A 17,098-nucleotide genomic window follows, 5' to 3' on the forward strand; every position below is an offset into this window, starting at 1 on the left:
ATAGTTACCATACATACGTGCATACCCCGCCAGCTAGCAGCGAAGTTTGCAATAATCGCTTCTTGTAACGGATATTGAATTTTTTATTCTCCGTGCCGCTGTTCATCACAATCAACACTCTTTTACCTGCTGGCGTTTTGAAGGCTACATTGGGCAATGCTTCCGGCTCGTTAGAGGCAATGCGCACAGAGCCGGGCCTTACCCATTTGGCGGCGTGTGCCACCACATAGTAAGCAGGATTGCGGATGACGTTGTCTTTGTCAATTGTGATTCCGCCCAGGCAACGGTCGCAGCCGCCACGGTCGGTATGCGGGTTGCTTTGCGGATCGTTGGCCAGATTCCATTCCAGTACTGTGCGGGCCCAGTTGCGGGTGGCTCCGATGGTTAAATTTTTGATGTGTTCACCAAAATCTCTAAAATTAGCTGGTGCGCCCATCCACTGCTCAGTAAAATACAGATTCTTATCAGGATGGGCATCGTGTACTTTTGATAACGCATCAATGGTGCCGCCATATAAGTGAAACGCAGAGCCGTCCACATATTTTGCTGCATCAGCATCATTTAAAATGCTGATCGGGTATTCGGGCTTATCAGCATTATGGTCATACACAATTATTTTAGTTTTCAGGCCCGCCTGCCTGAATGCCGGGCCCAGATTATTTTTTATAAAGGCAGCCTGTTCATCCGCAGGCATATACATACTTGGGTTATTACCGGGGTGCAGTGGCTCATTTTGTACGGTGATGGCATCAATGGCAATGCCTTGCGCCTTCATTTGCTGTATGTATTTTATCAGGTAGCGGGCATATACTTCGCGGTACTCAGGTTTCAGGCTTCCGCCCCGGGTATCATTGTTAGTCTTCATCCATACAGGTGCAGTCCAGGGAGAACCTAATATTTTCATGGCAGGATTGATGCGTAATATTTCCTTTAATACCGGTATCACATCCCTGTAATCCTGCCCTAAATTAAATTTAGCCAAAGTGCTATCGGTTTGCCCGGCGGGAAGATCATCATACGTAAAAATAAATGCATTTAAATCTGATGCCCCTATAGATAAGCGCAGGTAACTGATGCCAATATTGTTTTTATCCGTAGCAAACAGCTCTTTCAGCAAAGCGGCCCGTCGGTCAGGTGTCATCTGCATCAATAACTGGGCGCTGCCCCCGGTTAGGGTAAAGCCAAACCCATCAACAGGCTGATAGGTTTGTGTGTCATTCACTTCAATAACAGGGTTATTATTCGTATTGGCAGCTTGAAAGCTTAAAATTTTAGCCTGATGCTGGAACAATGCGGATTGGTTAGCCGTGGTTAACCAGCTATCAACCTTGCTAATGGGTTGTGACAATGCACAGCTTACCGAAGCAAGACATCCAGCAAGAAGAAGGGAAAGCTTTCTCATTTTAAAGTTTACTATAATTTATTGTTCAGCCATTTGCGTACAACTTAACTGTACTGCGGCCTTTTCAGTCGGGAAGCCGGCTTCCTGCAAAGCCCATATCAATGCACCATATACAGGTGCATTATTTATCTGGTAATAAGTATAATATTGCCCGGTGAACCGGTACAATACTTCTTTGAAATTAGGTGGCAGGCCGAATTGCTTGATCACGCCGCCGCCAAAAATGAGGTTAGCTTCCTTTACCTCTATCTTTTTAAGCAGGCACCATACGGTGCGGGCCAGTTCTTCGCCGGCGCGGTATACAATGCGGGCTGCACCGGGGCAGCCTTCGCGGTAGGCTTCATATACCGGTTTTAAAAAATAGCCGCGTTGCCGGTTGTTGGTAAACCTGTTACCGATGTTGTAAGCCAAAGTATCCATATCATCCGCTTCAAAATAGGCTAAAGCTTTTTGTATGAGGATGGGATAACGCTCCTCTCGCCCCAGCAACGATGCGCAGGCCAGGTGAATGGCATACTCAGCCTGATGAATACCGCTGCCCCATTCGCCCGATAAGTATTCGTAGCCGGGCATCTTAAAAGAGCGCCCATTACCCACCGCCAATCCCATAATGCCAGTACCACAGGAAATTACTACACATGGCTCGGCAACGGTAGCCGCCGATTTAAAGGAGGCATAAATATCATTTTCATAAATGATCTTTTCTGCTGTAATGCCATTCAGAATAAGCGCCTGCTCAATGAGGGCTTGTTGCCTTTGCTGGTCCGGGGTAAAATCCCAGCCCGCTACTGTGAATATTGCGGTTTTAATGTGCCTGTTGCTTAACGGTTGCAACAGGGCGGCCATGTGTTCCAGCGCATCGTTTAATACATAGTAGGTGCCGCCTGCTTCGTGCAAAGCCAGTATCTCGCCGTTTTGGTTAGCAACGGCCATGTGAGTTTTGGTTGCCCCGCCATCAATCCCTATTACCAGTTGCTCCATCATAAGTTAACAGCAATCAGGTAAGTTGTATCCGTTTAAGGTAAGCGGCGTTAATGGCTGCACTTTGCATAGGCGTTTCGTTATAGAATCTGGATTGCTCCACAAAAAAGTAATCTACGCCGTTATTCATAGCTACAGTCAGCAGGTGCGGATAGTTCAGGCGGCCCTGCCCCAAATCGCAGGCCGACTCGTCTTTACTGCCTTTAGGCAGCGGCTTTTTCAGCACATCGCGCATGTGGCATAGCCGGAAACGGTTTTTATACCTGGTAAGGTAGGCCTCCGGACTAAAGCCTTCTGATGCGGTGTAATAAAAATCCATCTGAAAATCTACCAGCCCTTTATCCGTATGCTGCAGCAACACATCTATGGGTAGTTGGCCGTCTACTTTTTTATAAGGATAATCATGCGGATGATAGGCGTAGCGAAGTCCATGCCGTTTGCAAATTTCGCCATGCCGGTTAAAATCATCGGCAATACGCTTAAAATCATCAATAGATTTTTGCGGCCCTTTCCAGGGGCAAATCAAATATTTCATACCAATTTCAGCCGACTGCTCTGCCAGCTTTTCAAAAGGCAGGTCATCTTCGTTATAGTGAGTGGAAACCAAGTTCAACCCTAAACCGGCAGCCGTTTGCTTAAACTGCTTATTTTCCATGCCCCAAAAAACGCCTTTGGGGCCGCCGTAGCTTTCAATATAGGTATAACCCATCTGACCCAATTTTTTTAAGGTACCTAACGGGTCTTTCTCCATATCCTCCTTTACCATGTACAATTGTATACCAAAAGCAGACAACTTTCGCTTGGGCAACACTGTAAATGCATTGCTTAAGGGTGCAACTAATGCTAATAAGATGCTGTTGCGTATAAATGATCTTCTGGTGGTCATGATGATTCGAGATATAGAGAAATGTTATGGTTTAAAATTATATAATAACTTTTGTCGATAAATTAATTTTTGCAGTAATAGCAGTGTGCATTTGAATGAAGCCACAGGAATGAAGCCGGCAATTGTGTGCTCACCTGCCTTTGCATCAATTGATTAAAGATATCGTGCTTATGTTTACCGTTTACCATCAGCAATATGGTTTTGGCCTGCATGATGTTAGCCATGCCCAGTGTATACCCGTGCGATAGTTGTACACTTGCGTCCTGCACCATCGGGTGAGCCAGCGATGCGGGAGAAAGCCGGGCAAGATGCACATCTGGTTGTAAAGTATCAGCCGGGTCATTAAAAGCCAGATGTCCGTTCAGGCCCAGGCCCAGCACACACAAATCAATGGGCCCTTGCTGTGCCAGTGCCTGTGTAATGCGTTCGCATTCCGTAGCAGGATCACTTGCCTGACTGTCGAATGTGATATACTGTTCAGGCTGTATATTCAGCGGCTGCAGTAAGTGCTGCTGCAGGTAATACTCGCATGAGCCCGGATGGTTCATGGGTAAGCCGGCCCACTCGTCTAACTTCAATATGCTTAAGGCAGCTGTATCCAGTTCCTGCTTCCTGTTCACCAGTTGCCGGTAAGCCCCGGTAGGAGAGTTGCCGGTGGCAGGGCAAAACAGCGGCTGCTGAAATCGCTGCAACTCGTTCAGCATAAACTCCGCACAGGCAATATCCAGTTCTTCAGGGCTTGCAAATTCTTTAATGTACATACAATGGCTTTACAAATCGTGCCGAACTACCTCGCCGGTAGTTTTATCTTTGAGTATCAGTTTCTTTTCGCCGTTGGGCAGTATTTCTTCTTTGATAAGATAATACTGCTCATCAAAACTGGTGTGGGCTACTGTAGCATCGGTATCAGTATCGCCGCGCCAAACGTCTAACTGCACCGGCTCCCATTTGCCCGATTTGGCCGAAACATAAGCCGCATCAATAATGGCGTTCACCACATAACCATCGTAAAAAGTTTCAGCAGGTTGCTTATCATCTTCAATGCATTCAAACATTTCGGTAAACATGTGGCTGTAGCCCAGTTCGTGTGCCTCGTCGCCCACAGGGAACAGCCAGCCGGTATTGCTCTCGGCTTTTTCGGCCACATAGCCGCCTTTGCCGGTGGTAAACACGTCAAAGCCGGTGCGTAGGAAGCTGTTGAGCCAGATCGTGCCTTCGGTGCCCATTACTTCATCGCGTAAATCCATGCCGCCCCTGAAGCACCAGCTTACCTCAAACTGCCCGATAGCGCCGTTGGCATACTTCACCATGCCTACCGCGTTGTCTTCGGCATCAATGGGATGTACCTGGGTAGCGGCCCAGCACATTACTTCTACGGGTTTAATGTTTTTGCCGATAAAGCTGCGGCCAATCTCGATACAGTGGCAGCCCAGATCTACAATGGCGCCACCACCTGATTGTTCCTTATTCCAAAACCAGTCGCTATGCGGGCCGGGGTGTGTTTCGCGCGATTTTGTCCACAAAATGCGCCCCAATCCGCCGGATTTGATGATACCCAACGATTTTAAAAATTTAGGCGTATAGCATAGATCTTCCAGGTAGCCGCCCATAATGCCGGCCTGTTCCACCAGTTCCATCATCCGTTTGGCTTCGGCGCCGGTGCGGCCCAGCGGTTTGGTGCATAGTACATGCTTGCCTGCTTTGGCGCAAGCCTCTACGGCAGGCAGGTGCAAATCATTGGATAGGGCAATTACCACCACCTCTACTTCGGGGTGGTTAATGGCTTCTTCCATACTGGTGCTGTGGTGGGGCACTTTATAATCAGCCGCAAACTTTTGCGCACGTTCTTCGCTGCGCGAGTACACCATGTGCAGGGTATCTTTGCGGCGTTGCGCGGTTAGGGAGTCGGCATAAAAGCGGGCAATAAAGCCGGAGCCCAGCATTGCAATTTTCATAAGGCAAGAAAAATTAAAAAGCTTAAAATAGGTTATAACCGGCCCGGCCTTTTGCGCATGGCCTGATAAGCAAGTATAAGCGAATTATTCAATTATCAGAAATGTTACGCCTTATTAAATTATCTGAATATCAAATAAACGTGCCCCGTTTGTATGCTTTAATACGGGGGGAGTTACAGCCATGAGAGTTGCTGTTCTCATCATCGGCAGCACATTAATTTAAGCTGCAAATTGTCCTGCTACCAGAAAAATATAGAAAGAAGACCCTAATCAGGTCGGGTTTACTTTTGGGTTTATAATCGGCCTTGCTCTTCAATACAATACAATTTACTTGGGGTAAATCTGCCGCCTGAATGATAAACCAGCGACAGGCTGAACTTCCGGTTATCTGGCACATACTTGTAAGTATAAATTACCACATTACTAATCGAACTGCCCCAGTACCGGTTGGTATGCAGCAACCCTGAAACAATAATAGCGTAACCGTACGTTTCAACCGGTAAACTCAATAGAGAAGAAAACAAGGGGATAAGGCCAGCTATTAACAGGCCAGGCGCAAATCATGGGCGACTTTGGTGCAGACAAGGGGTGCGAACCTGCAACAGGCTTCTGCAGCTGTACCGGCAAACGGCATCAATGAAACAATAGTTTGTTCTTGCCGCCCGAACGGCTGTTGCAGGTACTGAAAAGTGCGTGGCAGCTCTGCAAATTACTGCTTTTTGTACATTTCAACCTGAACAACGAATATTAGGTATTGCGCTGCAGTGAATAACCTGCGCTGATGCTTATGGGTTTCTATTCGCTTTACCGGGTTGTACGGGCATGAGGCCAACAGGAAGTAGTTGCCTTAAAAATCAGTTCTTGTTGCATTGGTCGCAAACACCGGTGATAGAGAGGCTGACCGAATCGGCTTTGAAGCCTTCAGGTATTTTTACAGCAGGCAGGTGTAACTCATTCAGGCAGTAAACTTTCTGGCAATTGGTGCAGTTAAAATGAAAATGCTCGTCATGATGCGCGTGTTCAGAGCAGCTTTCTGAACAAATGGCATAATTGGCCGTTCCGTTCATATCGATAACTTTATGTACGATCCCTTTTTCTTCAAAGGTTTTCAGGGTACGGTACAGGGTCACCCGGTCCACTTCATCCCCCATTAGTTTTTCCAGTGCAGGCTGCGAAACAGCAGAATCGCGGTTAGCAATAATATGTAATACACCTAAGCGGGGAGCTGTTACCTTTAACTGGTTTTTGTGCAGTAAGCCTGTGAAATCTTTGTCCATCACGTAACCCTGAGTCAGATACAAAGATAAGCAATTTTAACGGCTATTGAACAGGTACAGCCCCGGTCAGGCTAATGGGCGGATACACGGCTGCATTACGGTTATCCAGTTTCAGTACCCCTTTAACAGTTACTGACTCGAAAGTAAATTTAATTGGCTGCGCCATTTCTATCATAATCATGGTAGGTATGCCATTCTTTCCACAATAAAAACACTGGTTGATGGGTATCGTAGAGAGCATAAACTTAGTTTGCTTCATACCATCTTTAATCGGAACAATATAACCTTCCAGCTCAAATTGCCGACCGGAAAAGCGGTTAATCATTTCGTTGTAAACAGGATAAAGTTCATTAGGCTTAGGTACCCGGAACTGTACGCTGCCAATAATTCCCCAGTTGAATGAATCAATCTGATCAGCCAGCAAATTATGCTGGGAATGGGTTTGCGCCCTAACCCATAAACCCTGTAACAGTAAAGCAAAAACAAAAATGTATTTCTTCATGGCTGCGCTACAGCGGCGTTAATAAGTGAAAATTCTGGTTGGTTATTGCCTGTAGTATTCAGGATGAATTTACCTTTAAGTGTCATCACATTTTCAGCGTAAGGCACGGGCTTTACAGTGTTCACCAGTATCATGGGCGGATAATCGCCTGAACCACAGAAGGCGCATTGTTGAACCGGCAAAACAGAGAACATAAATTCTTTATGTTCTTTTCCTACCTTAGTGGGTATCATATAGCCAGGCAGTTCAATAATTTTGTTATCAAGAGCCTTTAATGGTGGCGGGAAAGATATAATATATTTATTGTTCTGCAATTTATAGGTAAATGTGCCTATAATTTGCCAGTTAAGCGAGCTGACGGCATGTTGAGCATGAGCAGTAATGCACAACAGCGAAATAACGGTAATTAACAGCATCCTCTTTCTCATAATTCTATCCTTTGCTTAAGGTACTTGCAATATCGGTACGGTAGGCCTGAACGGCCGGTATCAGGGCAGCAGCGAGCCCGATAATGAGCCCGGTCAGTATCAGGTAACCTTCGGCTGCATCGGTTAGCTTACCGCTCAGGCGGGCCTGGTCGGCCTGCTGGTAGTGGCCAATTATTTCCAGTGCGGCATGGCCGGCCAGCAAGCCAATAACAGAACCTATCAGGGTTAGCAGCAGCCCCTGCAGCACAATGATGCTGAACAGTGTGAACCGCGAAGCACCCATCGTTCTCATAATTGCCAGATCATAGCGTCGGTCTTTTAATGAGTTGTAAAGGCTGATGAATACGCTGATGCCTGAAATAGCCATAATCAAAACTGCAAACCACTGCAGGGTATCTACTCCAACACCAATGAGGCTGAACAGCCGGGCGCTTTCCATCGCCGGCGATGCGGCCTGCATATTGGTGGACTGGTTAACCATACGCGGGAACAGTACAACTGACATGGGTGACCGATATTGGATCAGTAGCGTTGTAATTTCTTTTTCACCATTTTCGAACGGCTCAGGCTCACCTGGCCGCGGGCCTTTTTTAGGGCTTTCCGCCTGCTCATGCATACCCCACACGCTGGCCACGTTGGTAAGCACCAGGTTATCCACCACATTGCCCTGCGGCTTAAGTATGCCAGTAACCACATAGGCATGCGTTCTATGTATATCGGTATTGCCGGTTAGTCCGTGCGCGCCATAAAACTTGCTGCCAACCAATAAGTGTTGCTTGTCTGCTACGCTGGCTCCTACACTCACCTCAAAATCTTTAGACCAAAATGTGCCCTGTTGCAGGGTGAGGGCATACAAGTGAATAAACGAAGTATCAGTCCCCACAATCCTAAAGCCGCTGTAGTTATCGCCCAGGGCCAGCGGCACGGCACGTTTAACCAATGGATTTTGAGCCAGTTGCTGCGCGTCTTTTAAGGGAATATTGCCGGTTGGAAAATCAATATAATAAATGCTGCTTAATACCAGTTGCAGAGGGCTGCCTTTGGCGCCTACAACGAGGTCGATATCCTTGGCATTTTTTTCAAGTTTATCGTTAATTTGCTTCCCGGCAAGCAGCAGTACCGTAAGTATAGCAATGCCAAAGGCAATCAGCAGCAAATTCAGCAATGCACTCAGCCTGTTGGCCTTAATATCCTTGATGCTTATTTGCAGTGCGTTCATCAGTCTAAAATATATTGCCGGTTAAGGTGGTCTTTTACCCGTTTATCATGGGTGGCAATAATCAGCGTAGCTTGGTTGAGCAAAGACTGGTTAATTAATATTTCCAATACTGCGTTTGTATTGGTATCGTCCAGGCTTGAGGTCGGCTCGTCGGCCACCAGCAGCGCAGGTTTGTTAATTACGGCACGGGCAATAGCTACGCGTTGCAGCTGCCCCTGGCTAAGTTGTGCAGGGTAACTGTTAATCTTATCATCTATGCGCAGGGAGGCCAGAACTTCTTTAATACGGCTGCTGTTTTCAGGCAGGCTGGCAAAGCGCTGAGCCACACGCAGATTTTCGGCTACCGTTAAGCTGTGCAGCAGGTGCGGCCGTTGAAAGACAATGCCAACATGCTGGCCTCTGAACTTGTCGAGTTTGCTGCCGGGCAGGTGGTATAAATCAGTTTCCAGGATGTGTACTTCGCCTTCCGTCGGCCTTAGCAGCCCGGTCATGATATTCATCAGCGTAGTTTTACCGCTGCCCGAGCCGCCCAATAGCAGCCAATGCTCACCGGGTGCTATTGTCCAGTCCTTAAACTGCAATATGCGGCTGCCATAACCGTAGGCATGCTTTACGCCTCGAAACTTAATGATGTGACCGGCGGCTGTTTCCATGAGGATTGATGAGATGTGTATTGAGATAACGCCTGTAAACTGTGTTCACATCATTTTGCGGGTATTTACAGCCCGGCTGAATAACAGACAGTAACGCAAATATCAGCCATCGATAGTAATAATCTCTCCGCAGTATCATTGCAACATTATTTCTTTTACAAACATAACTATATGCAACAATATTGCGTTTGTGTAATTAAATTATTACTCCTGTTCAATTGCTGTTGTATTACAGGCGCATTGCCGAAGTAATTTCCAGTTGAAAAGATGAGCAAGAGAGATCAATATGCTTCCCATCACGAGCAGGAGCCATCCCAAACCATTTAGATTCCAAAAGTGTTCTGCAGCAATGCTCAAAAAGCCGGCAACCAGTAGACCGAAAGGCAGATAACTTTGGTGAGAACGCCAGGATTTGCCCAGAGAAATAAGGCCAATGGATAAAGAGGTAAGGATTATACTTAATTCAATTGCCGGATGGGTTAAAAACTTCAGCCTTATTAAAGGCAGCATAGTAATAACAACAGGCAGCAATGCACAATGGATAGCGCAAAGTATGGAAACGCCGATACCAATGTGATCCAGTTTTGTATTTATAGATGAAGGATGCATAATACAAATGTACAATACAAATACAACAATGTTGCATTTGTATTGTACATTTGTTATGTTTGCTTTCAAACAAACAGCTTATGCAACAAAAACTACCGGTAACGGTACTTAGCGGATTTTTAGGTGCTGGTAAAACCACCCTGCTTAATCATATCCTGCACAATAAGGAAAGGATGCGTGTGGCAGTTATTGTCAATGATATGAGCGAAGTAAATATCGATGCTCAGTTAGTAGCTAATGAACAAACACTGTCGCGCACAGAAGAAAAACTGGTGGAAATGAGCAACGGTTGTATTTGTTGCACCCTGCGCGAAGACCTGATGATTGAGGTGGAACGCCTGGCTAAGGAAAACAGGTTTGATTATCTGCTGATTGAAAGTACCGGTATTTCTGAACCTATACCGGTTGCCCAAACTTTCACCTACGCCGATGACAATCAAAATATTGATTTGAGCCGCTTTAGTAAATTAGATACTATGGTAACGGTGGTTGACTGTTTTAATTTCTTTAATGATTTTGTTAGTGCCGAAAAACTGACTGACCGGAACCTGACCGATGACAACGCCGATCAGCGCACGATTGTCAACCTGCTAACTGATCAGATCGAGTTTGCCAACGTTATTATATTAAATAAAACTGATTTGATTCCGCCTAAAGATCTGGGGTTATTAAAAGCCATGATTCATCAGCTTAATCCGGAAGCCGGGTTGGTTGAGAGCACATTTGGCAGGGTGCCGCCGGGCAAAGTATTAAACACCGGTTTGTTTAATTTCGGAAAAGCCTCGCAGGCAGCAGGATGGATCAGGGAGCTGGAAGGCGAACATACACCTGAAACCGAAGAGTATGGTATCGGTTCAGTGGTGTTTCGTTCAGCAAAGCCTTTTCATCCGGAACGTTTATGGCAATATTTGAATGTGGCGTATCCTTCAAATGTAATCCGGGCTAAAGGCATGTTCTGGCTGGCTTCGCGCCGCCATGAAGCCATTAATTTTTCACAGGCAGGCGGCTCATTGCGTATCGAACATGCAGGTACCTGGTGGGCCTCAATGCCTTACGAGGAGCGGATCCAGCACCCCGACTTTGTATATAATCAAAAAGAGATTGAGTTTCGTTGGTCGGCACAATTCGGTGACCGCATGAATGAACTGGTACTGATTGGGCAGCACCTGGACAAAAGCAGACTGATGAAAGAATTGAAAGACTGTTTGATTACCAACGAAGAAATGACTGCTTACCAACAGCACGGGCAGTTTAAAGATCCGTTCAGTGTCATTCTTTAATTGGATACTGAAAGCAACGCACTTTGTTATATATTAATAGGCAGTAGTTATGCTGGCTTGCAGGATACTCATTGTTATAGCCGGAGGCAGTATTTTGTCAGCAAGCCTCCTAACTTATTGAAAATCAAGTAAATTTCAGCGGAGAGGGAGGGATTCGAACCCTCGATACGCTTTTGACGTATACACACTTTCCAGGCGTGCTCTTTCGACCACTCAGACACCTCTCCGGATTGATAAATTTATACAGTGGGATACAAAGATAATATAATCTTTGCCCCGGCCAACAAAAAAGCGAAGCCGGTAACCCACTTCGCTCAAACAAACTTTAGCACAGCCAGGCTTGTACTTAATAATAAATTGCTGATGTTTTATTAATATTGGTTACGGCTATTGGTCTTCTTCCGGATAATAGCGCGGTTAAGGCGGCCCTGCTTGCGCAACAGCTTACGGTTTTCCTTTGGTGATACATAACCATCGGCTTTGGCTTTGGCAATGTCTTTTCTTAGCTTAAGCTCGCGTTTTGATAGCGTTTTGGTTTCACTGTGCGTTAAAGTACCTGTGCGTACGCCTTCATGTATACGTGCTCTTTGGTTTTGCGACCGTTCGGTTAACAAAGGGGTACGGGTTTGCGCTTTAGCTACTGAGGCTACTGTAAGGGCTGCCACCAGCAGGGCTCCTAAAAATTTAATTTTCATTATATCTGTCAATTTTATGTATAGAACAATTAAGCCACAAATAGTTTAACTGCTTACCGGAAAATCAGTTGTTGATAACAGGTAATTATTTTTTTAGCTATGTTTGCCTACAATTTGTTTGCAGGCAATTTATGCCTGGTTAGCTATGCTGAGCCTCAACGAGATTAAGAAACCCATTGCTGCAGAGATTGATGTTTTTGAGGAAAGGTTTAAGGCCTCTATGCAAAGCTCCGTTCCGCTGCTTGATCGCATCACCCATTATATTGTAAAGCGTAAAGGCAAGCAGATACGCCCCATGTTTGTATTTTTTGCTGCAAGCTTGTGTGGCGGTATTACCGAGGCTACCCACCGTGGTGCCGCTTTAGTAGAGTTATTGCACACCGCTACCCTGGTGCATGATGATGTGGTGGATAATTCCTACCAGCGGCGTGGCTTCTTTTCTATCAACGCACTCTGGAAAAATAAAATTGCCGTTTTGGTAGGCGATTTCCTGCTGGCCAAAGGCATGGATCTTTCCTTGGCCAATAACGATTTTCAACTGTTGCGCATTGTAAACGAGGCGGTAAAGCAGATGAGCGAAGGCGAACTGCTGCAGATTGAGAAAGTGCGCCGCATGGATGTAGGTGAGCCGGTTTATTACGAAGTGATACGCCAGAAAACCGCTTCACTGATTGCCTCCTGCTGTGCCAGCGGTGCGGCCTCGGCCGGGGCTGATGAGAATGCTGTGGAAAGAATGCGGCTGTTTGGTGAAAAGATTGGTATTGCCTTTCAGATCAAGGATGATATGTTTGATTTTGGCACTGATGATGTAGGCAAGCCGCTGGGTATAGATATTAAAGAAAAAAAGATTACGCTGCCGCTGATTTATGCGCTCAACAATGCCAAATCAGCAGAGCGCAAGCGAATTATTAACCTGGTAAAAAACCACAATGATGAGGCCGCCAAGATAGCAGAGATCATCGCCTTTGTACAAAGCGCCGGCGGCCTGCAGTATGCCGAAAGCCAGATGAAGAAATACCAGGACGAGGCGTTTGAAATTCTCAACACTTTTACTGCCGGCGAAGCCCGCACCGGTTTAGAGCAATTGGTGCGCTACACAACCGAGCGTAATAAATAGATTATATTCCCAGCACCTGCTTCAGTTTTACGTATCCCGTCTTACTCACCGGTATCTTAGCTCCTGATTTAAGTATGGCTAAGTGGGCATCCTTCTCATAAGGGTCAATACGGGTGATCTCTGATATTTTGAGGATGTAGGAGCGGTGTACCCGTACAAAGTGACGGGCATCCAGCGTTTGCTCGAAAAAGCCCATCGTTTTATTTTTCAGGAATGAGCCTTCGGCGGTATGGATGCTTACATAATCATCATCAGCCGCCAGGTACAAAATATCCTGCACCGGGATGATTTTTACTTTGGTACCGGTTTTTACCACCACCCGTTCCTGTGCCACAGCAGTTTGGGTAACCGCATTCAGTAACTGCTCGGTTTGCTGCTGCTGGGCAGGCGCTGTTGTGGCTTGTACCAGGTATTTATCTATCGCCTTATTGAATCGCTCGCGCGAAAAGGGCTTGAGCAGATAATCCACCGCATGGGCCTCAAACGCTTTAATGGCATATTCATCAAACGCGGTGGTGAAAATTACCGCAGGCGGCTGTTCAATCAGCTCCAGCATTTCAAAGCCGTTAATTTTGGGCATCTGCACATCCAGAAAAATCAGGTCGGGCTGGTAGTGCATAATGGCTTTTACGCCTTCAAAACCGTCGCCGCACTCCTGCATCATTGCTATCTGGGGGTATTGCTGCAAATACTCCAGCACTACCATACGGGCTAAAGGTTCATCATCAATAATCAGGGCGCGTTTCATGGCTGTGGTACGGTTATGATGGTGGTAAATATACCATCATTTGCATAAGTTTCCACCAAATCATTACGGCCAAACAGCAGGTACAGCCGCCGCTTTAAGCCCCGCAAACCAAAGCCGGTGCCCTCGCGCGGGCGGGCGGTTTGCAAATCAAAGGGGTTTTGTATAGTTAATACCAGGTTAGGGCTGTCTAATTCGGCCCTGATGCTCACCGTAACTTCGCCGATGGTATCATATAAGCCAAACTTAATGGCATTTTCTACCACGGGTTGCAGTAATAGCGAAGGCAAAATCGCCTCGCGGCATTTATCATTACAGCTAATTTCGGTTTGCAGGCGGTGCCCGAAACGTACCTTTTCAATAGCTAAATATAAGTTCAGGTGTTCCAGTTCCTCATGCAAAGTAATCTGCTGCTGGTCATCCCGCTTCAGCGTACCCCGCAAAAAGTCGGATAGCTGGTGAATCATGGTGCGGGCCTGATCGGGTTTGAAGCCAATGAGTGCGTTAATAGAGTTAAGGCTATTGAACAAAAAGTGCGGCTGCAATTGCTGGCGCAGGTTATACAATTCGGCATCGCGCGACAATCTTTCAGCCTCGGTTTTGCGCTGCTCGTTTTCTTTCTGGTCCAGCTGCGTATACCATACTACGCTGATCATGGCCATCCAGCCGATAGCCAGAAAACTGATAAAAAAACGCAGTACCAGCGACTGCCTTAAAAAATTATGATAGATATCATTAGGCAGTACATAAACTAAGGCCCCCCAACTTGCGGCCGTGCTTATGCCTGCTAAGGTAATACAGGCAATAAACAGGTTCAGGTAACCGCTTTTACCGGGTTGATAGTAACGCAGACTGTTATTGATCAGCCAGCAGGCGGTGCCCAGCGCAATACCACTGATTGCACCATCGGTAAGGGCTGTGTACCACCAAAAGCCAAAACTGTGCACCAGGTAAGACTGCAGAGCGGCCCATACGATGCTGCCAGTTACAATGGACAGGTTGATCTTATTGAGCAGGGTGGTTGATGCTGACATATCGGCCATGTGTTTGCCCCTGAAATTTTAAGTTAAAATGTGATAAGGTTCAGGCACATAAGGTTGAAGTTGGTTGAGGCTTTAGTAGCTGCGAACATCCACACCGGCTAAAATAGAGGTGCCTTTGAGCACCAGTACCTTATCGGGCGATTGCTGTGCGGCGCCAAACACGCGGCGTTTATCATCTACCCCGCTAAACACCGCGGCAAGTTCTGATACCACGTGCCAGTGCGGGGGTACAATCAGTTTAATGCCGCCGAACAACTGGGTGATATCTATAATTACACGGCCGTTAATGTCGGCCTGGCTCAGATCAATCTCGGTGCCGCCAAATACGTTGACCACATCACCGCCTTTAAAGCTTTTAGACAACACCGTGCGTTTAGCGCCGGCGAAGATGGAGGTAATGTCCAAAAAATCATCATGCGAGGCAGGCGGTACAGTGTTGTTATAAGACTCTCCGGTGGTTCCGGGCTCGTTTACAAAAGTGCCCGCAAAAGGATCGGCAGCAGCCTTATCAGCAGCAGCAGTATCAGGTTGTGTGCCATTGTCCATTCGGGCATCCCAGGTTACATGTTGAGGTACACGATTTCGCCTGAACACTAAATATAACCCCAGCACAATAATTAATACCGGCCAAATGAGATGCCTGAACTCATGCATTTCAAAAATTTTGTCGAGCAGCAGGGCAGTGCCAATTAACACCAGTATCAACCAGGCCGGTTTACGGTAATCGTTTTTAGCACCAATGTACAGCCCCAATACTATTAAAAAGGTAGGAAAGCTGATCAGCCAGCCGGGAAAGAAGAACAGGTCGAGCCGGTTTAATAACAAGATGCCGCCTACAGCCAGCAGGATGATACCTGCAAATGTTCTGCCGTTGCGGTTTTTACGTGGATATGAAGTTTCGATGCTCATGGCGTTGTTATAAATATTATAGTTCAAATGTAGCAGCCTGCGGTTAGGTTCTATATAATGAACTGGCGGTTTCAGGCAAGAAGTCGGTAAAGCAGCAGGTTTTGTCGGTGAAAAATTAACCGCCAAAAAAAGCGGCTATCTTTAGATAGCCGCTTTAAAACTAATGGGAAATTTTTACCTATACTGCCGGTTCCTGCTGGCTCAGGCAATGGAAGCTGCCCAAGCCCCAAACCAAATCAGTAGAGTCAATACCAACCACCTTGCGGTCGGTAAAGCATTGCTGTAAAATATCGAGTGCCTTGTCGTCTTTATCGCAGCGGTAGGTAGGTACCACTACTACATCATTACCAATGTAAAAATTAGCATAGGAGGCCGGCAGGCGCTGGTCTTCATGCGCTACACAGTCGGGCATGGGCAGCTCTACCACATTCAGTTGCTTGCCGTTCAGCAGGCGCATGGTATTTAAGGTTTGCAGGTTCTCCTGCAAAAGGTGGTAGTTTTCGTCCTGCTTGTTTTCTTCCACTACGGTTACTACCGTATCCTCGTTTACAAAGCGGGTAATATCATCAATATGGCCGTCGGTATCATCACCTACAATGCCATCGCCCAGCCACAATATTTGTTCAACGCCGTAATAATTGCGCAGGTAGCCTTCAATCTGTTCCTGGTTTAAATGCGGGTTACGGTTCGGGTTCAGCAGGCAGGCGGTAGTGGTAAGTACCGTGCCCTTACCGTTAAAGTCAACCGAGCCGCCTTCCATCACAATACCCGGATGGTATACCGGCAGATTAAAGTGCCGGGCAATGTGAGTAGGTATCACATCATCCAGATCATACGGCGGGTACTTGCCGCCCCAGGCGTTATAACCCCAATCCACAATCGCTTTTTTGCCCTCGTTTGGGTTGATCAAAAATGCCGGACCATGATCCCGGCACCAGGCATCGTTGGTGGGGAAGCGGTAAAACTCAATCCGGCTTAAATCGGCGTCGGCTTTTTGCAATTGCTCCGTTGCGAAGGCCTGCATGGCCTCATCGGCTACATTGATGCGCACCAGTTCGCCGGGTGTTAAGGCTTTAATAAAAGCACAGTAAGGCTCAAAAATGCTATTTAGCTTACCCGGCCACGAAGCCTCCTTGTGCGGCCAGCTCAGCCAGGTAGCAGTGTGCGAATGCCACTCAGCGGGGAAGAAGTAACCAGCTTGAGGTGGAAAGCCGAAGCCTTGCAACTGACTGCTGTTTTTTAGAATGCTATCGATAAGTGGATTGTGGGGTGTAGACATTAGAGAAGATTTCGAGTGCGTCATTGCGAGGAACGAAGCAATCTCTCTACACTTAGTTAAGATGTGATGCAGAGAGATTGCTTCGTTCCCCGCAATGACGATATGGGGTAATGGTTAA

General features: G+C 46.7%; 18 protein-coding genes and 1 tRNA gene. 2 read left to right on the forward strand and 17 right to left on the reverse strand.

All coding sequences use genetic code 11. The features are described 5' to 3' along the window. Positions 1-4 precede the first annotated feature (4 nt). The 11 genes from ACY652_RS04465 to ACY652_RS04515 all read right to left on the reverse strand — a co-directional run bounded on the left by ACY652_RS04465 (position 5) and on the right by ACY652_RS04515 (position 9,912). Positions 5-1,348: a glycoside hydrolase family 30 protein gene (locus tag ACY652_RS04465; protein ID WP_462266797.1), complete on the reverse strand. Its 1,344-nt coding sequence runs from the start codon at positions 1,346-1,348 to the stop codon at positions 5-7. Between the two features lie 72 nt (positions 1,349-1,420). After that, positions 1,421-2,386 (reverse strand): N-acetylglucosamine kinase, encoded by a 966-nt coding sequence (locus tag ACY652_RS04470; RefSeq protein WP_462266798.1) that lies wholly within the window; start codon positions 2,384-2,386, stop codon positions 1,421-1,423. Positions 2,387-2,399: 13 nt separating this feature from the next. Beyond that, positions 2,400-3,269, reverse strand: coding sequence for a sugar phosphate isomerase/epimerase family protein (locus ACY652_RS04475; protein WP_462266799.1), 870 nt, complete (start codon positions 3,267-3,269; stop codon positions 2,400-2,402). Between the two features lie 62 nt (positions 3,270-3,331). Further along, positions 3,332-4,030 carry a 6-phosphogluconolactonase gene (locus tag ACY652_RS04480; RefSeq protein WP_462266800.1) on the reverse strand — a complete coding sequence of 233 codons (699 nt, stop codon included), beginning with the start codon at positions 4,028-4,030 and terminating at the stop codon, positions 3,332-3,334. Between the two features lie 9 nt (positions 4,031-4,039). Beyond that, complete coding sequence (locus ACY652_RS04485; RefSeq protein WP_462266801.1) at positions 4,040-5,224, reverse strand: Gfo/Idh/MocA family protein; 1,185 nt, start codon at positions 5,222-5,224, stop codon at positions 4,040-4,042. 854 nt (positions 5,225-6,078) lie between these two features. Next, on the reverse strand, positions 6,079-6,501 hold the full coding sequence (locus ACY652_RS04490; protein ID WP_462266802.1) for a Fur family transcriptional regulator: 423 nt from the start codon (positions 6,499-6,501) through the stop codon (positions 6,079-6,081). 43 nt (positions 6,502-6,544) lie between these two features. Then, complete coding sequence (locus tag ACY652_RS04495; protein WP_462266803.1) at positions 6,545-7,003, reverse strand: hypothetical protein; 459 nt, start codon at positions 7,001-7,003, stop codon at positions 6,545-6,547. Then, entirely contained in the window at positions 7,000-7,431 is a 432-nt protein-coding gene (locus ACY652_RS04500) for a hypothetical protein (protein WP_462266804.1), read from the reverse strand. Before ACY652_RS04500 ends, ACY652_RS04495 begins: the two co-directional genes overlap by 4 nt. 4 nt (positions 7,432-7,435) lie before the next feature. Continuing rightward, on the reverse strand, positions 7,436-8,650 hold the full coding sequence (locus tag ACY652_RS04505) for an ABC transporter permease (protein ID WP_462266805.1): 1,215 nt from the start codon (positions 8,648-8,650) through the stop codon (positions 7,436-7,438). Next, positions 8,650-9,303 carry an ABC transporter ATP-binding protein gene (locus ACY652_RS04510; protein WP_462266806.1) on the reverse strand — a complete coding sequence of 218 codons (654 nt, stop codon included), beginning with the start codon at positions 9,301-9,303 and terminating at the stop codon, positions 8,650-8,652. Before ACY652_RS04510 ends, ACY652_RS04505 begins: the two co-directional genes overlap by 1 nt. Before the next feature lie 204 nt (positions 9,304-9,507). Continuing rightward, positions 9,508-9,912: a MerC domain-containing protein gene (locus ACY652_RS04515; protein WP_462266807.1), complete on the reverse strand. Its 405-nt coding sequence runs from the start codon at positions 9,910-9,912 to the stop codon at positions 9,508-9,510. An 80-nt stretch (positions 9,913-9,992) separates the two neighbouring features. On the opposite strand from ACY652_RS04515, the gene ACY652_RS04520 reads away from it, so the two are divergent. Then, positions 9,993-11,192, forward strand: a complete 1,200-nt coding sequence (locus ACY652_RS04520; RefSeq protein WP_462266808.1) for a GTP-binding protein — start codon at positions 9,993-9,995, stop codon at positions 11,190-11,192. Between the two features lie 139 nt (positions 11,193-11,331). On the opposite strand, the gene ACY652_RS04525 is transcribed toward ACY652_RS04520, so the two are convergent. Beyond that, positions 11,332-11,419 (reverse strand) — tRNA-Ser (locus ACY652_RS04525). Between the two features lie 144 nt (positions 11,420-11,563). Continuing rightward, positions 11,564-11,887, reverse strand: a complete 324-nt coding sequence (locus ACY652_RS04530) for a hypothetical protein (RefSeq protein WP_462266809.1) — start codon at positions 11,885-11,887, stop codon at positions 11,564-11,566. A gap of 145 nt (positions 11,888-12,032) precedes the next feature. Here ACY652_RS04530 and ACY652_RS04535 point away from each other — a divergent pair, with 145 nt between their 5' ends. Further along, entirely contained in the window at positions 12,033-13,004 is a 972-nt protein-coding gene (locus tag ACY652_RS04535; protein ID WP_462268214.1) for a polyprenyl synthetase family protein, read from the forward strand. A gap of 1 nt (position 13,005) precedes the next feature. On the opposite strand, the gene ACY652_RS04540 is transcribed toward ACY652_RS04535, so the two are convergent. From ACY652_RS04540 to ACY652_RS04555, 4 genes are all read right to left on the reverse strand, one after another. Further along, on the reverse strand, positions 13,006-13,752 hold the full coding sequence (locus ACY652_RS04540; protein ID WP_462266810.1) for a LytR/AlgR family response regulator transcription factor: 747 nt from the start codon (positions 13,750-13,752) through the stop codon (positions 13,006-13,008). Next, positions 13,749-14,783: a sensor histidine kinase gene (locus ACY652_RS04545; RefSeq protein ID WP_462266811.1), complete on the reverse strand. Its 1,035-nt coding sequence runs from the start codon at positions 14,781-14,783 to the stop codon at positions 13,749-13,751. The genes ACY652_RS04540 and ACY652_RS04545 overlap by 4 nt, the downstream gene beginning before the upstream one ends. 81 nt (positions 14,784-14,864) lie before the next feature. Then, positions 14,865-15,701 (reverse strand): LiaF transmembrane domain-containing protein, encoded by an 837-nt coding sequence (locus ACY652_RS04550; RefSeq protein ID WP_462266812.1) that lies wholly within the window; start codon positions 15,699-15,701, stop codon positions 14,865-14,867. A gap of 178 nt (positions 15,702-15,879) precedes the next feature. Further along, a complete protein-coding gene (locus tag ACY652_RS04555) occupies positions 15,880-16,980 on the reverse strand; it encodes an agmatine deiminase family protein (protein ID WP_462266813.1) in 1,101 nt (366 codons plus the stop codon). Between the last annotated feature and the right edge of the window lie 118 nt (positions 16,981-17,098).

This window comes from Mucilaginibacter sp. (genome assembly GCF_965200995.1).
GTDB lineage: Bacteria > Bacteroidota > Bacteroidia > Sphingobacteriales > Sphingobacteriaceae > Mucilaginibacter.